Annotated in this window: 14 protein-coding genes; 11 read left to right on the top strand and 3 right to left on the bottom strand. The window is 41.1% G+C overall.

What is annotated here, in order from left to right; all coding sequences use genetic code 11:
* Positions 1-153 precede the first annotated feature (153 nt).
* Positions 154-882 carry a response regulator transcription factor RpaB gene (rpaB, locus tag AC2JBO_RS14835; protein ID WP_496954418.1) on the bottom strand — a complete coding sequence of 243 codons (729 nt, stop codon included), beginning with the start codon at positions 880-882 and terminating at the stop codon, positions 154-156.
* Between the two features lie 167 nt (positions 883-1049).
* Between rpaB and radA the strand changes: the two genes are divergently transcribed.
* The 4 genes from radA (at position 1050) to AC2JBO_RS14855 (ending at position 6100) form a co-directional block, all read left to right on the top strand.
* Positions 1050-2663 carry a DNA repair protein RadA gene (gene radA / locus AC2JBO_RS14840; RefSeq protein WP_496954419.1) on the top strand — a complete coding sequence of 538 codons (1614 nt, stop codon included), beginning with the start codon at positions 1050-1052 and terminating at the stop codon, positions 2661-2663.
* A gap of 170 nt (positions 2664-2833) precedes the next feature.
* Positions 2834-3565, top strand: coding sequence for a Uma2 family endonuclease (locus AC2JBO_RS14845; protein ID WP_496954420.1), 732 nt, complete (start codon positions 2834-2836; stop codon positions 3563-3565).
* A gap of 224 nt (positions 3566-3789) precedes the next feature.
* Positions 3790-4692, top strand: coding sequence for a phosphate/phosphite/phosphonate ABC transporter substrate-binding protein (locus tag AC2JBO_RS14850; RefSeq protein WP_496954421.1), 903 nt, complete (start codon positions 3790-3792; stop codon positions 4690-4692).
* Positions 4693-4708: 16 nt separating this feature from the next.
* Complete coding sequence (locus AC2JBO_RS14855; protein ID WP_496954422.1) at positions 4709-6100, top strand: protein kinase domain-containing protein; 1392 nt, start codon at positions 4709-4711, stop codon at positions 6098-6100.
* A 210-nt stretch (positions 6101-6310) separates the two neighbouring features.
* On the opposite strand, the gene AC2JBO_RS14860 is transcribed toward AC2JBO_RS14855, so the two are convergent.
* Positions 6311-7219: a c-type heme family protein gene (locus tag AC2JBO_RS14860; RefSeq protein ID WP_496954423.1), complete on the bottom strand. Its 909-nt coding sequence runs from the start codon at positions 7217-7219 to the stop codon at positions 6311-6313.
* A gap of 482 nt (positions 7220-7701) precedes the next feature.
* Between AC2JBO_RS14860 and AC2JBO_RS14865 the strand changes: the two genes are divergently transcribed.
* On the top strand, positions 7702-9582 hold the full coding sequence (locus AC2JBO_RS14865; protein ID WP_496954424.1) for a protein kinase domain-containing protein: 1881 nt from the start codon (positions 7702-7704) through the stop codon (positions 9580-9582).
* Positions 9583-9665: 83 nt separating this feature from the next.
* Positions 9666-10559 (top strand): SDH family Clp fold serine proteinase, encoded by an 894-nt coding sequence (locus tag AC2JBO_RS14870; RefSeq protein WP_496954425.1) that lies wholly within the window; start codon positions 9666-9668, stop codon positions 10557-10559.
* A gap of 210 nt (positions 10560-10769) precedes the next feature.
* On the opposite strand, the gene AC2JBO_RS14875 is transcribed toward AC2JBO_RS14870, so the two are convergent.
* Positions 10770-11501 (bottom strand): peptidoglycan-binding domain-containing protein, encoded by a 732-nt coding sequence (locus AC2JBO_RS14875; protein ID WP_496954426.1) that lies wholly within the window; start codon positions 11499-11501, stop codon positions 10770-10772.
* A 226-nt stretch (positions 11502-11727) separates the two neighbouring features.
* Here AC2JBO_RS14875 and AC2JBO_RS14880 point away from each other — a divergent pair, with 226 nt between their 5' ends.
* From AC2JBO_RS14880 to AC2JBO_RS14900, 5 genes are all read left to right on the top strand, one after another.
* Positions 11728-13167 (top strand): hypothetical protein, encoded by a 1440-nt coding sequence (locus tag AC2JBO_RS14880; RefSeq protein ID WP_496954427.1) that lies wholly within the window; start codon positions 11728-11730, stop codon positions 13165-13167.
* Between the two features lie 152 nt (positions 13168-13319).
* Complete coding sequence (gene rimP / locus AC2JBO_RS14885; protein ID WP_496954428.1) at positions 13320-13787, top strand: ribosome maturation factor RimP; 468 nt, start codon at positions 13320-13322, stop codon at positions 13785-13787.
* A 309-nt stretch (positions 13788-14096) separates the two neighbouring features.
* A complete protein-coding gene (gene nusA / locus AC2JBO_RS14890; RefSeq protein ID WP_496954431.1) occupies positions 14097-15404 on the top strand; it encodes a transcription termination factor NusA in 1308 nt (435 codons plus the stop codon).
* A gap of 89 nt (positions 15405-15493) precedes the next feature.
* Positions 15494-15739, top strand: coding sequence for a YlxR family protein (locus AC2JBO_RS14895; protein ID WP_496954429.1), 246 nt, complete (start codon positions 15494-15496; stop codon positions 15737-15739).
* A 504-nt stretch (positions 15740-16243) separates the two neighbouring features.
* The coding region (locus AC2JBO_RS14900; RefSeq protein ID WP_496954432.1) for a translation initiation factor IF-2 N-terminal domain-containing protein at positions 16244-18024 on the top strand (1781 nt) is incomplete at its 3' end.

The raw sequence follows: 18024 nt of genomic DNA on the forward strand, positions 1-18024 counted from the left end.
AAGGAAGGCGCGTTTGTGACTCATAAAGCTAAAAGTTAAGAATTATGAATCTCAATTTACTGTTATCTAATCAAGCCTTCATAATTCTTAACTATTATTGTTGGGAGAAGATTTATGAAGTCAGGTGCGTGACGCTACATAGTATCACGCAGCCTACTCTTCACCTGGCTCGGTGATACGTTGAAAAAGGTAGCCGGTACCTCGTGCTGTTAATATCAATTCTGGGTTGCTGGGGTCGTCTTCGAGTTTTGCCCGGAGTCGAGAAATATGTACGTCTACTACGCGCGTATCAACGTGACGTTCGGGTGTATACCCCCAAACTTCCTGCAAAATTTCCGACCGAGAAAACGCTTCCCCAGAACGACTCACGAGTAATTCGAGTAAGCTAAACTCCATTCCTGTCAAGCGAATGCGTTCATCACCTTTATAAACTTGACGCTTGTTAGTATCAATTTTTATTGTGCTGACATGAATCACGCCTGAACTTGGAATTCCTGAAGCTCCTGTTTTATCGACTCTACGAAGTACAGAGCGAATTCGAGCTTCGAGTTCTTTCGGTGAAAAAGGCTTAACTACGTAGTCATCAGCACCTAATTCCAGCCCTGTAATACGGTCAGCCACATCTCCAAGGGCTGTTAACATAATGATAGGTACATCTGATTCCTTGCGTAATTCCTGGCAAACTCCATAGCCATCTAGCTTTGGCATCATTACGTCCAAAACTACCAAGTCAGGTTCTGCTTTACGAAACGTTTCTAAAGCTTCTTCACCATCCCCAGCGGTGACTACATCGTAGCCAATCATCGAAAGGCGCGTTTCCAATATTCGACGAATACTAGCCTCATCGTCAACCACTAGGATTTTCTCTTTATGACTTTCCAAGTTTCTCAACGCTCCTTAACTAAATTTTTCATCATTAATTTTTACTACCATATTATTAAGATATCATTCTTATTATTCGTTAATAAAACCTACAAGCCTTGTAATTCCTAGCTTTTACTTTGCGCTCGAAACTTAAGGAAAAATTAAGAAAATTTAACTAAATTAAAATGCCAAAGACTCGTACAGTTTACGTTTGCAATGAATGTGGTTGTGAATCACCGCAATGGTTCGGTCGGTGTCCAGCTTGTGGAACTTACAACTCCCTCGAAGAGCAGGTTTCAAACCAGTCGGCAAGTGATGCTTCACCGAGTCGAGGTGTGGGTAGCTGGCACAATCAATCTGGTACTAGTAAAGCACCTAATAAACCTCCAAAAGCACGCGCGTCCCTCAAGTTCGACCAAATAAGCGACCGTCAAGTTTTACGTTTACCTTCAGGATATGGAGAACTCGACCGTGTTCTTGGTGGAGGTGTAGTACCTGGTTCGATGGTTCTCATTGGTGGAGACCCAGGTATTGGTAAATCAACGTTGCTTTTACAGGTATCTAATGAGTTAGCGCAGCGTTACCGCATTTTGTACGTCTCTGGAGAAGAATCTGGACAGCAAGTCAAACTGCGCGCGTCACGCTTGGGAGTTTCAAAAATAAATGGTCTTGAAGTGCCTGACGACAATGAGAGTAACAGTGAGAATGGGAATGGAGCTAGCAAGTTACAAGAAATAACTGTAGTCGGAACGCCAATAGAAACGCCAATAGAAACGCTAATAGAAACGCCCAAGTCAATCGATGCCGACTTATATATATTGCCAGAAACCGATTTAGAAGAAATACTACGCGAAATAGATTCACTAAAACCGGATTTAGCGGTGATAGACAGTATTCAAACAGTATTCTTTCCAAGTCTAGCTTCGGCGCCAGGTTCAGTAGCACAGGTACGGGAATGCACTGCTGCGCTAATGAAAGTCGCAAAACACGAAGATATCACGATGTTGATAGTTGGGCACGTAACGAAAGAAGGTGCTATTGCAGGTCCTAGGGTATTAGAACACCTTGTTGATACAGTATTGTATTTTGAGGGTGACAGGTTTGCTTCACACCGTTTGCTTCGTACCGTTAAAAACCGTTTTGGCGCCACTCACGAGATTGGTATTTTTGAAATGGTCGCTAACGGACTCAGAGAAGTACCCAACCCATCGGAATTATTTTTGGGAAACCGTGATGACCCGGCGCCTGGAAGTGCAATAGTTGTAGCTTGTGAAGGAACACGTCCCATCGTAGTAGAACTACAAGCGTTGGTAAGTCCTACGAGTTACTCATCTCCACGTCGTTCAACAACAGGTATTGACTATAACCGTCTAGTGCAAATTCTTGCGGTGTTGGAAAAACGAGTTGGAATTCCAATGTCAAAATTAGATTCTTATGTTGCTTCAGTAGGTGGTTTAAACGTTGAAGAACCTGCTGTTGACTTAGGAGTGGCAATAGCTTTAGTCGCGAGTTTCCGAGACAGAATAGTAGATTCGAGTACAGTGCTAATTGGTGAAGTTGGTTTAGGAGGTCAAGTCCGTCCTGTCTCGCAAATGGAAATGCGACTCAAAGAAGCTGCAAAACTTGGATTCAAACGCGCGATTGTACCAAAAGGTCAAAAATTCCCCGATTTAGATATCGAAATTATACCAGTAGCAAAAGTAATCGATGCCATCATTGCCGCAATACCTCAACAATCACTCAGCGTTGAAGATTTTGCCCCCGATGATGACGATGAAGTCGAAAGTACTGATTTTTAAGTTTTGTAGCACAGGCAAGGATGCCTGTGCAGTGATATAAATTTAAGTTTTGTACAATTAGTAGTACAGTTTAAAAACAGACACAAGCTTTGGTTTATTAGAAGGCAACTTACTGTAAATATATCTACAGAGTTTTTCCTTAACAATTTGTACTCAATTGGAAAAAAGTCATGATAAAATCTCCTGTTGCCCAACTACAAGTGACGTGGGAAAAACTACCAGATGATTACGTGTTACCTGACGAACCAGTGGATAACATCAACCAACCCCCACTTGCAGCAGCATTGTCAGAAATTTTGGAAATGAATGGTAAACTGCCAGCAAATGCTTTAACTCCTACTAATTATGGTATATGCGTCAAAGTAAATGGTCGAGTTATAGTTAAGGCACCTGATTGGGCATATATACCTAATATTATCGTACATAGAAGCGAAGTAGAGCGCAGTTATACACCGACTTTACAAGGTGATATGCCTGTAATTGTTATAGAATTTGTTTCTGATACCGAAGGCAATGAGTATTCTGTAAAACCAACTTACCCACCAGGCAAATGGTATTTTTACGAGACCATTTTAAAGGTGAGTAACTATGTGATATTTCAGCCTGATACAGGTGGTATTGAGTTTTACGTTCTAAATACTTCTGGAAAGTACACCATACAAGACGCTGACCAAAATAATCGTTATTGGGTTTCTCAAATGAACCTTTTCCTTGGAGTATGGCAAGGAACCAAAGAAAACCGAACTGGCTACTGGTTGCGCTGGTGGGATGAAGAAGGAAATCTTCTGCTTTGGGGCACCGAACAGGTTGAACTTGAACGTCAGCGTACCGAACAAGAAAGCCAGCGTGCTGAAAGATTAGCAAACCAATTGCGAGCAATGGGGATTGAGCCAGAAATATAATTAGATCCTAAATTAACATCTGTAGAGACCGTATTAATCCGGTCTCTAATTGTTACTGATTAACAATTCAAATAATTAAAAATGACAATTAAAAACATATTATATTAGTAATTTATAACACTTTTTTAACAAAATATTGCAAAGTATATTTATTTAATTAGTATTTCATTTCAACTGTCATTCAGATAAATAATTAATCATCACGCTATAACTCACTCTCTGTAATGAAATTTATGAGTTTATCGCGCGTTCTGCTGCTGCAAGTTCTAATTATTGGACTGTTTGCGATAGGATGCGAAACTAAGAACGTGCCGGATGACGACTCGAATATCGATAAGCTCAGTATTGGTGTTGTTAGCTACGGTGAAGGCGCCAACTTACTTTCTAAATACGAACAATTTAAGGACTATATCGCGACCAAAACTAGGAAAATTGTTGAACTGGAACCTGCCTATAATGAATTGCAAGCAGTAGCACAAGTAGAACGTAAAAACTGGGAAATTGTTTTTGCACCACCTGGACTAGCAGCAATTGCCATTGTGTCATCGCAATATAAACCTATTTTTTCGATGGAGGGTGTAAGCAGCACACAGCGTTCGTTAATCTTGGTTCGCGATGATAGACCTTATCAAAAAATTGGCGACTTGGCAAATAAAGTTATTGCTTTAGGCAAAACTGGTTCTGCTGCTGGTTTTTATGTGCCGCTATACGATTTGTATGGAATGACCTTAGCACAAATTAAGTCGGCGCCAACTCCAAAAGTGGCATTAACCTGGTTGAGCGATGGAACTGTTGAAGCTATCGCAATGTCAGAAAGCGATTTTGAAACAGGGAAACGCGAATTTCCACAAACTAAGTTCCGAATTTTACATACAAGTCGTTGGATACCAGCAGGAGTTGTATTAGCAGCACCAAATATTGACCCTAATCTTCTTGCTGTCATTCAAAAATCAATGCGTGAGGCGCCTCCCGGTATTATCGCTGATGCTGGGTATGCGCCTGCTGCTAAAATCCCTAATTACGAGCAATTTATTAAACTAGTCCAAAAAGTTAAACCATTCGAGGAAAAAGTTAACCAAACCCCCGTTGTATTAGTACAACCCACAACACCAATCGCATCTCCATAGTTAGGAGTATAATTTTATGTCTGGGGTACCTTTGGCAGGTTCAGAAATTCCTGCTGGAACACTAATAGATAACCGTTACATAATTCAAAAGCTACTTGGACAAGGAGGACTGGGAAGAACTTACTTGGCTTTTGATACACGTCGCTTTAATGAAGCTTGTGTCCTCAAAGAGTTTGCACCAATTGGTACGGGTGAAAGCGGTATAGAAAAATGCCGTAATTTATTTAAACGTGAAGCCAAGATATTGCACCAACTCGAACATCCACAAATCCCTCGTTTTTTGGCGTGTTTTGAGTGTGAAGGCAGATTATTTTTGGTGCAGGAATATGTTGACGGTAAGACTTATTCTGCTTTGCTGCGCGAACGGCAACAGCAGGAGAAAGTTTTTACTGAGAAGGAAGTTATCGAATGGCTGAATAAATTATTACCTGTTCTTGAGTATGTTCACGAACATAATATTATTCATCGCGATATTTCTCCTGATAATATTATGTTGCCTTCAGGTAAGGATTTGCCTGTATTAATCGATTTTGGGGTTGGGAAACAAGTTGCTGACCTTAACGAAGCAAATAACGGCGAGCAGGTAAGTTTTGTCGGCAAAATGTCCTTGGTTGGAAAAGTCGGATATGCACCGCGCGAGCAAATAAGCATCGGGATGTGTTCTCCTAGTAGTGATTTATATGCTTTAGGTGTAACAGCAGTTGTTTTACTAACGGGTCGTGACCCATCGTTTTTGATGGATCAATATTCATTAGAGTGGAAATGGCGACTATATACTGATGTCGGTGATAGTTTTGCCCAAATTCTAGATCAAATGCTTATAGATATTCCCAAAGACCGCCATCAGTCAGCAGTAGAAGTTCTTCAACACCTCGAAAAATTAGAGGCAAAAGAAGTACTATCCACCGAAGCGCAAAAAAACGAGATTAATCTACCTTATTCGTTACTGCCCAAAATAGAGGTGCCTTCTTCCGATATTCCTGCCCAGTTGCGTTCACAATCACCCAATGTACCTTGGCAAGAACTACAATTCACTCAAAGCCAGGAAGAAAATACTTTTATTAATATTCCATCGCACAATACTTTTAATAACATATCTAATGATGTATCAAATAATACTTTTGATAATCCTTATGGTAACTCCAGTAACACATCAAATAATACTTCTAATACTTCAAACAAACGTAATTCGAACCAAGCACATCGATTACCATCATTAGAGATAGAATTTATCGAGCGCTGTGAACAGTCTTTAGCTTATTATATTGGTCCAATGGCTAACTTAATTGTTGAAGAAGTGCTAGCAGAAAATCCAGATATTTCTCACTACCATTTTATACAAGTTTTATCTAGAGAAATTACAGACTCGCGCGATGCTATCGAATTTTCACGTCAGTTAATTGGATGAGTGCTGAGTGATGAGTGCTGAGTGCTGAGTGCTGAGTGCTGAGTGATGAGTGATGAGTGCTGAGTGATGAGTGCTGAGTGATGAGTGCTGAGTGATGAGTGCTGAGTGATGAGTGCTGAGTGCTGAGTTATAAGTACTAACTCTTAAACTCTACATCTCTTAGAAACTAAGTTACTTCAATCTTTACTCAGCACTCAGCACTCAGCACTTTTAACTCCTAGTGTTTCTGGGTGATTTTTTGAGTCTTCGCATTGCCATTTCTAAGCTAAACTGCATTCGTTTAAATGCTTTGGCTAAGTTACCAATTTCATCGTTTGAGTATTGTTCAAATTCTACGTCCATATGACCTGTACTGACTTCTTCAGCTACACGAGTTATGCGCTTCAGCGGACGAATTACTTGATTGTTTAAGAACATGTTGACAAGTAAAATTACCGCGATAAAAACTCCTGATACTAGTCCAATAATTACAAACGATGATTTGTTTGCTTTATTTATCACTTTACTTGCTGGCGCCGAAATTACTTGGGCGCCGATAATTTCATTCAATTGCCAGTTAAAACCGTTTGCGCTACCGTAACGCTCAATCATGCTTTTGGGAGCAATATCTGGGGTCGAGTGACACTGTAAACAGCTAGGTTCAGAAACTGATAAGGGACGCGCTATATAATATATGTCTCTGCCTGATATCGAACGAAAACCACTTAGCTGTTTGAGACTTTTTTCACTCTTGAAACGGTCGATTAAACTAGACTCAAAGCTGTCTGCTTTATCCCGTAAATTCGTAGGATTTAGCGTTGCTTCTTTGTAAAAAAAGTCTCGATAATCCTGTTTCCCCCGTAGTATCTCAAATACTTCCCGCGCGGAGTAACCAGGTACAGATTGCGGTAAAAATTTAGTTTCTAATTTGTCTACAAGTTCTGGATTAACTTGAGTACTAGTGTATTTACGAACCGAAGTCATTGCTTCCATCAGCATTAAACCAGTAGAAGCAATATCGTTTCTAGCGTTTTGTCGCAATAGAGAAGATAATGTAAATCCACTTATACCTATACCGAATACTAATATTACAATCAGAAGTACTGTAAATTTTTGCTTCAAATACAAATTCTTCAACATATTAATTTCTTGTTTGCGTGCAGTTAACCCTTAATCAACACAATTACTAAGCAAAGATATTATGTAAGATGCGGCATAGCCCCACTTACTAATTAACTAATTAATTCTTTGATTAAATATATCAACTGAAACTTTATATTGATGCTATTGACAAACATTTTAATAAAAAGTAACTCTTTAAAATTGCTTTTAACACAAGGTTTTGGGCATATAAGTTTATTTTATGTATGTTAATAACAGTTATAAAAATCAAGAAGTATTTAAGTAGAGAATGAACCGCACTCGTACACAAAGTCAGAAGGATAACTCACCAGAATACAGAAACGTATTAATATTGATTTTTTTGTTTTTAATAAACATTCAAATTTATCAATAATACGAAAAATGAGCTTTTTTAGCCTGCTCCCGTCAGGCTTCGCTCGTATAGCCTCACCCGCGATTGGGTGTGAATACTCAATAATATAATTATTTTTAGCGAGAAAATGGTTTGGAATCGTGGACAATCGTTATTTGGTGGACGCTATGTAATCGAGGCAAAACTTGGTGAAGGGGGAATAGGTATAACTTACTTAGCGAGAAACCAAAGTGATGAATTACGGGTTATCAAAACCCTCAAAAAAGAAATTCTTAATAATCGTACATGGAAATCATACGGCGATAAGTTACGCCAAGATTTTCGCTCGGAAGGAGTTAGACTCGCAGTCTGTCGTCATCCTCACATTGTTCAAATCGAAAATATCTTTGATGACTACGATTTGCCATGTATTGTTATGGAGTATATCGAAGGTGATGATTTAGGTAGAAGGTTAAGGGAGCAAGGTATTTTATCTGAAGCTGAAGCGGTACTGTATATTCGGCAAATTGGAGATGCACTGAAGATTATTCATCACAAAGGTTTACTCCACCGAGATATCAAACCCCGCAACATTATCATTCGTATGGGTAAACACGAAGCAGTGTTGATCGATTTTGGTATTTCTAGAGAGTTTATACCTGGTGCTGTACAACGTCACACTGTTTACCGCACTCCAGGGTTTGCACCTCCTGAACAATACCAACAACTGGCGCCGCGCGGTGAATATATTGATGTATATGGTTTAGCTGCAACACTATATACATTACTTACTGGTGTCGTCCCAACCTGCGCTTCACAACGCAACCGCAGTACCCCTCTTTTACCACCACGGCATTTTAATCCAAATATCAGCAGCAGTGTTGACTGGGCTATTATGCAGGCAATGGAGATGCAACCCCAACATCGTCCTCAATCTGTACAAGAATGGTTATCGCTTTTATCTAGTCCAAATGCTGAAAAGAATATAGGTAGTAAGATTTATGTATCAGAAATCACATGGCCACCAACATCCCCACCAGTAACCCCAAAACCCCCAGTAATTTTTACTGATACTGCTATTCAATCATCAAAATTACCCCAGCCTGCAATTATACCCCAATTTACATGGCAATGCGTCCGTACTATTAACGGACATGCGGGTATGGTTCACGCGATAGCAATTAGTCCTTCGGGGCAATTAATCGCTAGTGGCAGCAGTGATAATCGTGTAAAGTTATGGAAATTAGATACAGGTAGAAATATACGAAATTTTGGACGCTGGTCTGGACATACTGATTCAGTGCTAACAATTGCCATTAGTCCAGATGGGCAAATACTTGCTAGCGGTGGTTGGGACAATATTATCAAGCTTTGGTTTTTAAATACTGGTAAATATATTCGTACTTTATACACTCATACTAACTGGGTAAATGCGCTTGCTTTTAGTCCAAATGGAAAGTTATTAGCTAGTGCGAGTTCTGATTGTAGCGTTAAACTGACCCTTGTTAGTACTGGTGATGTAGTTAGTACTTTGTTTGGTCATACTGATACTGTTTTGTCCGTTGCGTTTAGTCCCGACGGACAATTGCTTGCTAGTGCTGGCGCCGACTGTACAATTAGACTGTGGCAAGTTAGCACAGGTCGTGAAATACGCGCGCTAGTTGGACATTCTTGTAATGTAAACTGCCTTGCTTTTGACTTTAACAGTGAAACTATTATTAGTGGCAGTAGCGATAAAACGATTAAATTTTGGCACGCAATAACTGGCAGAATGCTAAAAACCTTTACAGGTCATACTCACACAGTCTCATCAATTGTATTGAGTCGAGAAACGCAAATCCTTGCTAGTGGTAGTTGGGACAAGACGATTAAACTTTGGCATGTAAATACTAACACGGAGATTTGCACTCTAGTTGGTCATAATAATTACATTCGGTCGGTAGCTTTTAGCCCAAATGGACGTACTCTTGTGAGTGCTGGTGATGACGATACGATTAAAATTTGGCGAAATAATGAACGATCAAGTTAGTTCTTTAGGTAGAAATTTTATTAGCCGAAAATTGTGAGAATATATGGCGGCAACTACTATTCTTGAACCAAGATTAACTAATTATGGGCTTCGGTATCGGTGATATATTCTGGATTTTTCTTTTGCTATCCTCGCTGCAACCTATCTGGCAACGGCGCCAAATCGAGTATCGTCGCTTAAGTTCGTTACAAGGGTTCCAGCAGGAACGCAAAAGCCGGGTGATTTTATTAATTCACCGTCAAGAATCCATCAGTTTGCTAGGAATTCCTTTATCTCGCTACATTACTATCGAGGATTCCGAACAAATTTTACGTGCGATTCGTTTAACCCCAGATGATGTACCTATCGACTTGGTTCTACACACTCCTGGTGGTTTGGTTTTAGCAACTGAACAAATAGCCCGTGCGTTAATTCGTCATCCCTCTAAAGTAACAGTTTTTGTACCACATTACGCAATGAGTGGTGGTACGATGCTCGCGCTTGCTGCGGACGAAATTGTAATGGATGCTAACGCTGTACTTGGACCAGTAGACCCACAATTAGGTAATTACCCTGCTGCTAGTATTATTAAGGTTGTTGAAGATAAGCCAATTGGCGAAGTAGACGACCAAACGTTGATTATGGCTGACTTGTCGCGTAAAGCAATAGCGCAGGTTCAGCGGTTTGTGCGGACACTGCTTAAAGATTCAACGCCTAAGCAAAAGGTTTTACCAGAGAATATCGAAAATATTATTGATGCTTTAACAACTGGACGTGTTACTCACGATTATCCAATAACCGTTGAAGAAGCTACCGAAATGGGACTACCTGTAACTGTTGGTCTTCCACGTTCGATTTACGGTTTGATGGATTTATACCCACAACCTCAAGGTGGTAGACCTAGCGTTCAATATATTCCTATGCCTTTTGATGACAGGCGCCCAAGTTTACCTGTTCCAAAAGGTAGACCAATGGAAGAACCTACACAACGTATGTAAATTCGTAGCATAGGCGTCCCGCCTGTGCAGTATACATAATTCCTGTGCAGTATATTAATAATCTTTACCACAGAGACACAGAGTACACAGAGGGAGTAGTAAGAGAAGTTTGAAGAAAGTAACTCTTATCTCTGTGGTTTCTGTGTCTCTGTGGTAAAAAACGTGCGTCACTGCACAGGCGAGACGCCCGTGCTACGACACAGCAGAACACTACCTTCTTGTTCTAGTGGGAGAGGGAGTTGGAGTTGGGGTTGCTGTTGAAGTTGGTGTCGGTGTAGCTTCGGGTGTTGGAGTTGTTTCTGGAGTTGGGGTTTCTGTTGGTGTAGCTTCGGGTGTTGCGGTATCTGTTGGAGTTGGAGTTGGGGTTGGTTTTGGTGTAGTAGTTCTCCTTGGTTTTGTTGTCGGTTTTGTTGTCGGTTTTGTTGGAGTTGGAGTTGGTTTGCTAGGCGCCGTAGAAGGTTTTTGCTCTAAAATATTACCCGCTTCTTGGTCAAGCTTTTGTCTCAAAGCTAAGTCAGCTATCCCCGTTTCAGTTAGCTGATTTTTCTTTTGGTACGCTTTTACCACTGATTCCGTTCTAGCACTGTAGTACTGACTACGGGGTAAAGGAGGATTGGGTTTCATTACCACGTTAAGATTTGCTTGTAAAATTTGCACAATTTGTGCGGCAAAGTCTTGTGTCTTGGGCCCTACTATTCCATCTGCTGGTTTTAATCTATACCCAGTTTGAAATTCTTGAATCGCTTTTTTGGCATCTGCACTTGTTAATGGTTCGGGTGAAACTTTGACTTTATAACCTAAGCCACGCAATACCGAACGGAATTGTTGTGGAGTATAATCGCGTTGTCGTGCCGCATCCGCTGTATCTGATATTACAACTGCTGCGGAAACCAAACACGCTGTTGCTATGCTAAAACTAGATTTTCCTATCCCACACCACATGGTCAAAACTCCTCTTGACTGAATCTGTCGTTGATAACTATTTTTTCATTGATTATTCATGATTTTCAATTATTTTTACTGATGTTAATTTTATCTAAATAATTTGATACAAACTTGAGTCGTCATCGTCCAATAGAAGTATTTTGTATTGGTAACGTGCGTTTTCCTTAAACTCATAAAGTCAAGTATAAAAACTATCAAGTAACTTAATTAATAAATTAAAGATATGGTTAGCCGCAAACCTTTGAATGGGTTGAAATTATTGTTTGAGAGATTCATGGCGATTACAGCCACAATCAATTTAGGGTTAGTGATATTTGATTTAAGTTACATTCCTTGGCGGGATTTTTACTTACGTAACTTACCCTCTTTGACTCGTTTGTATGACCCTGTTAAAGGTATACAACCCCATCGCGATACAGAAGCTTATTTGGCAGTTGTTGATGTAGTCTCTGAACAAGTTAGTCAAACGGGGTTACAGTCGCAACAAGTCGAAACCCAATTGGATGAACTGAGGCGCCTAAGTAGTGAAATAATTGACACAAACCCGTTTGCAGTCGCAGATAAAAGTGGGACGCTTGAAAAAATCAAGAATCGAATGCGCGACCATACAGGAGAAAAGTCCGCAAAAAAAGCATTCGCTAAGTTTTGGAGTCAACCTAACCTACAGCAAAAGGGGTGGAACCAGGAAATAGAGTTTTTTAATCGTCGCATCAAACCGCTCATTGCCACGAACTACTTCCGTCAAATCGGTGAAAATGGGGAATATGTTGACAACTTTATTTGGATTGACCTGCCTTTTATTTTATTATTTGGGCTAGAGTTGCTCACACGAAGCTTTTTTATTAAACGTCGTCATCCAGAATTTAGCTGGCTTGAGGCAATTGTTTGGCATTGGTATAACTTACTACTTTTAATACCTGTATGGCGAACTTTGCGCGTTATCCCTGTAATTGTACGTCTTGATAAAGCAAGGATAATCAATTTTCAATCTATCCGCACGCAAATTCACCGAGGTATTGTATCTAACTTTGCGGAAGAACTGACAGAAATTATTGTAGTTCGGGTAATTAATCAAATTCAGGGTTCAGTAAAACGTGGTGACTTAACCAGGTGGCTACTACAAAAAGAAAGTATTCGCCCTTATATCGAAGTTAATAGTGTAAATGAAATCGAGGCAATTACTAAAATCCTTGTACAAACGATAATTTACCAGGTTTTACCCAAAATTCAGCCCGAAATTACTGCTATCTTACGTCATAATATCGACGGCGCCCTAAATCAAACCCCGATGTACAAAAACTTACAGGCTCTACCCGGTGTCTCATTGGTTCAATCTCAAGTTAGCGAACAGTTGGCGAATTCAATCGCAACCAATCTACATAGTGCCATTGTTAGCGCCGCCTCCGATCCAGTTTCAGCTAAACTATCAAGTCAACTAATACAGCAATTTACCGATACTCTATCAGAGGAAATACAGAAACAACACGTTGTTACAGAAGTCCAAAGTCTTCTAACTGACTTTTTAGAAGAAGTCAAACTTAATTATGTTCAGCGTTTGTCCCAAGAAGATATTGACCAAATAGTCGAGCAAACGCGAAAAATCAGAGGTCAAGCAACCGTTCAAGGTACAATAGTGCTGCCAAAAAGAGAAGAAATTACATAAAGAAAGTTAATTTATAGCTTCTCGGTCTCGTCGAAATGCGCTAAACTCGAAACAGAGGCGAACCACCTTACGGTTCGTCACAAGACTTCTTGGAAGATATCCTTATCGCAGGAAGTGGGTAGAAGCCCACTTTTTTTGTTGGAATTTATTGCATGACTCATCCGTTAGTCCCACAAGTTATAGAAATAGCGACACCAGTGGCAGAAGAACTGGGGTTAGAAGTTGTTGGCGCTGTTTTTCATACAAATCAGCGTCCTCCCGTTTTACGGGTAGATATCCGTAATAAAGAGCAGGATACTGGTTTAAATGATTGTGAGCGAATGAGTCGTGCCTTAGAAGCCTCATTAGATGCTTTGTCTATTATTCCAGATGCTTATGTTTTGGAAATTTCTAGTCCAGGGATTTCTAGAGAGCTAACTACTGACCGGGAGTTTATTTCTTTTAAAGGTTTTCCTGTAGTTGTCTCAACTTCCCCACCTTACTCAGGACAGCAAGAGTGGGCGGGGCAATTGATCCGTAGGGACGAAAATACAGTATGTTTGAACCAAAAAGGACGCACGATTGATATTCCTCGCTCTCAAATTACTAGAGTTAAACTCGACGAGCGTCGGAGTAACTAAGACACCCTGAAGACTCGATGGAACGTTTTCCAAGGCGCCTCCTTGTTTGTATATCAACAAATCGAAACTGACTCTGTATAGCGCAGACGCGCGCCTTTAAAGTCGATTGTTGGTTTTTTTGTTATCAGTCGATTCCAACGCCAGTGCGTTGCGATATCGATTTATAACTTGCTTCCCCTGTGTTATCTAGACAGGTGAACAACACCGTTTGGTTACAAATAGTGACTATTAACTATCAAGCACTGTCAACCATTAACTAATAAACAACTAGCTTTACAAATCTATATTCAGGAGATTCATGTTATGTCGATGATTGAATTACAAGGATTAAAAGAATTAATCGAAAGTATTAGCCGAGAGCGCAATTTACCTCGTTCTGCTGTACAAGCGGCAATTCGAGAAGCTTTGCTCAAGGGATATGAACGTTACCGACGCGCTCAAAATTTAGAGCGCAAACAATTCGATGAGGATTATTTTGATAATTTTGACGTTCAGCTTGATATCGAAGACCAAGGATTCCGCGTAGTCGCTACCAAAACAATCGTCGAGCAAGTCGTAAACTCCGACCATGAAATCTCACTCGAACAAGTTAAGAATATGGGTGGTGAGGGAGCAGAGTTAGGACAGGAAGTTGTTCTTGATGTTACCCCAGATAAAAAAGAAGAGTTTGGACGCATGGCAGCGATGCAAACGAAGCAAGTCTTGGCGCAAAAGCTGCGCGACCAACAGCGTCAAATGGTGCAAGAAGAGTTTCAGGACTTGGAAAGCTCAGTGATGAACGCGCGCGTACTTCGGTTTGAGCGGCAGTCTGTAATTATGGCTGTTACTAGTGGCTTTGGGCAGCCAGAAGTTGAAGCCGAATTGCCAAAGCGCGAACAATTACCCAATGATAATTATCGAGCTAATGCTACATTTAAGGTTTATTTAAAGAAAGTATCTCAAGGACAACAGCGTGGACCTCAATTGATGGTGTCGCGCGCGGATGCTGGTTTAGTTGTATATTTATTTGCCAACGAAGTCCCCGAAATCGAGGACGAAGTAGTACGGATAGTCGCCGTTGCTAGAGAAGCAAATCCTCCTTCTCGTTACGTTGGACCTAGAACTAAAATTGCTGTAGATACCTTAGACCGTGATGTAGACCCTGTTGGTGCCTGTATTGGCGCGCGGGGATCAAGAATTCAGGTTGTTGTTAATGAGTTGCGCGGCGAAAAAATTGACGTAATTCGCTGGTCTCCTGACCCTGCTACTTATATTGCTAATGCTTTAAGTCCCGCACGGGTAGATGAAGTACGATTAATGGATCCAGAAACTCGTCAAACACATGTACTAGTGGCTGAAGACCAATTAAGTTTGGCAATAGGTAAAGAAGGACAAAACGTGCGGTTAGCAGCTCGCCTAACTGGTTGGAAAATAGATATAAAGGATAAAGCGAAGTACGATCGAGAAGGAGAAGATACAAAATTTGCAGCTGCTCGTGCAAAAGCAGCAGTTGAAGCAGCGCGACTTGAAGCTCTTGAAGACGAAGAGGAAGAATATGAATACGACGAGGAAAATGATTACGAGGAGGAATTGGAATCAGAGCTTGATGCCGATTATGAAAAAGATATGCGATTATAAAAATCTTTGACACACTGTATAGTAAGTAGAGTCAAAGAAATATCACAATCTTTTTTAAAAAAAGACATCTCACAAAATGCACTTAAAAAATGAAACCAAATTTGAGGCGCTGCTTAAGCTGCCGCAAAATAGGCTTAAAGGAAGACTTTTGGCGAATTGTCCGCGTGTTTCCTTCTGGGCAGGTACAATTAGATGAGGGCATGGGGCGTTCTGCCTATCTTTGTCCATCGAGCAGTTGTTTAGGAGTAGCTCAAAAAAAAAATCGGTTAGGGCGAGCTTTGCACGCACCAGTTTGTGAAGAACTGTATCAGATGCTGTGGCAACGGTTAGCGTAAACTAACTCACGACAAATCTAGAAGTTTTGCGTCATAGCGCAAAAAATTATACCCGTATAGGCATTTGAAACACCTCAAATGCAATTGCACAGGCAAAATAATCGTGCGTAGCTTCGGGGTTAATGCCACAATAGTAATTGAGTGGGTATTATGTAGCTATTTGAGTTTGCTTCTTAAAAGAGCGCGTCTTCACTCAAAACCCGCGTTCGTTTGATTTGATTGTGTCGAGCTTTCCTCAATTGGTAACAAAACAAAAAACATAAAATTGGCACTCCCATTTGTCGCACAAACAAGCCGCAAGGCATTGTACCGATTCTACGGTGATGGTGCCAGCGTTAAAACAAACATCTCTCTTTCCTATATATACTTGAAACTTGGAGGCGGCACCGGCACTTAGAAATTCGACGGCAACCTAAAAGCAGTAACCGAAGGATGGAGATGCAATTGGCACTCAACTCGCTGGCAACCATCCGCAAAAACTGTAATGTTATAGGGGAAGAGTGGATGAACAACGGCAAAGTAAGAATCTATGAATTATCAAAGGAATTGAATTTGGATAACAAAGGGCTATTAGCAATTTGCGACCAGCTCAATATCTCAGTTAAGAGTCATAGTAGTACAATTACAGAATCAGAGGCAGAGCTAATCCGGTTAGAAGCCGAGAAGTTGCCACCTGCTTCAAATATCAAAAAGGATAATGGCGCCAGTCACAAACAAAATTTACAAGTGTCTGGTACCCGACCGACAACACCAACCAAACAACAGATTTTAGAAATTCGCAAACCTAAATTGTTAAATAACTCTAATATCAACGCCGTTGATGCGTTCAGCACCCCTAATAATCAATCTGCTCATAACGACGCTAAATCTAATTCAAACCCTCGATCTATCGCTCCAGCAGTCTCCCCCATGAAGCCGACGGCACCTATTCGACCTGTAGCCCGTAACCAATCTGAAACCACACAACCTGCACCAGCAGTGAATGTGGATCAAAAACCTAATTCCAATCAGCCCGCTGAGAAAATTGCAGCCGAGAAACCTGAAAAACCGACTGGGGGACGGCAAAAACCGGATAAACCCCAAAAGCCACAGTTGTCGGCGCCTCCAAGCCGACCAGAGGCACAGGACGCATTGGCGGGTACATCGGTAACGATGCCATCTGAAAAACCGATATTAAAGCGTGACCGGAGCGAAGCACCTCCTAGCAAGCCAAAAGTTGGTAAGGGTGGGGCGCCAAACACCGAGCAGCAAGCCGGAACGCCAAAACCATCACGTCCCGGTGGTGCTGGAAAACCAGAAAGAGGAAATCGGCAAAATGCCGCAGCAGTTGGTGCAGGCAGTGACGTAGCTCGACCAACAAGCCGTTCACGCAACGCTCCAGAAGCTGCGCCAACAGCAACTCCACCTAGATTAGTTGCTCCAACGCGACCCCCAGCAGCCGAAAAAAACAATGATAATCAATCTGCTGCGGTGGTCATTGACGATGGAATCGAACTTCGGCGCCCAACACCACCACGTCCTGCTAAAGGTGGTAAAAAATGGGTTGAGGAAGAAATCGAAGAATCGAAAGAAGCTAAGGCAGCTAAAGCGGCTAAAGTTAAGCGCAATAAACCTCTCATCGAAGACGAGTTCGACGAAGATGACCTTCTTGATGATGAAGATTCAGATGTAGTAACTGCCATTCAGGTTAGCAACGCGATTGTTCGTCCTCCAAAACCAAAATCAAACAAACCTATAGCTGCCCCAGCAACAGCTGCTGTAACTACTACTAGAGGCAAGAAAAGTACAAGTAGTTCTCGCGACCAAAATCGCCGTCGTGCTGACACCGAAGTCAAACGCGAACGTCCAGAAATACTATTTGTAACTGGTCCAATGACCGTCCAAGAATTAGCTGATTCTTTGGCAGTTGCGGATACAGAAATCGTCAAAATCCTTTTCATTAAAGGTATACCTGTAAGCATTACTCAAAACCTTGACATCCCAACAATCACTTTGATTGCTACCGAGCTAGAAATACCTGTTGAGACTCAACAGAAGGAAGCCGAAGCTCGTAAAGTTACCGAAATGATTGAGGCTGGTGACTTGGATAGTCTCCAACGTCGTCCACCAGTTGTTACGATTATGGGTCACGTTGACCACGGTAAAACAACTCTGCTCGATTCGATTCGTAAAACTAAGGTTGCTGCTGGTGAAGCTGGTGGTATTACCCAGCACATTGGTGCCTACCACGTTGATGTTGAACACAACGGTCAAATGCAGCAAGTTGTCTTCCTTGATACACCTGG

The organism is Calothrix sp. CBUCES-K 9914, from assembly GCF_059640475.1.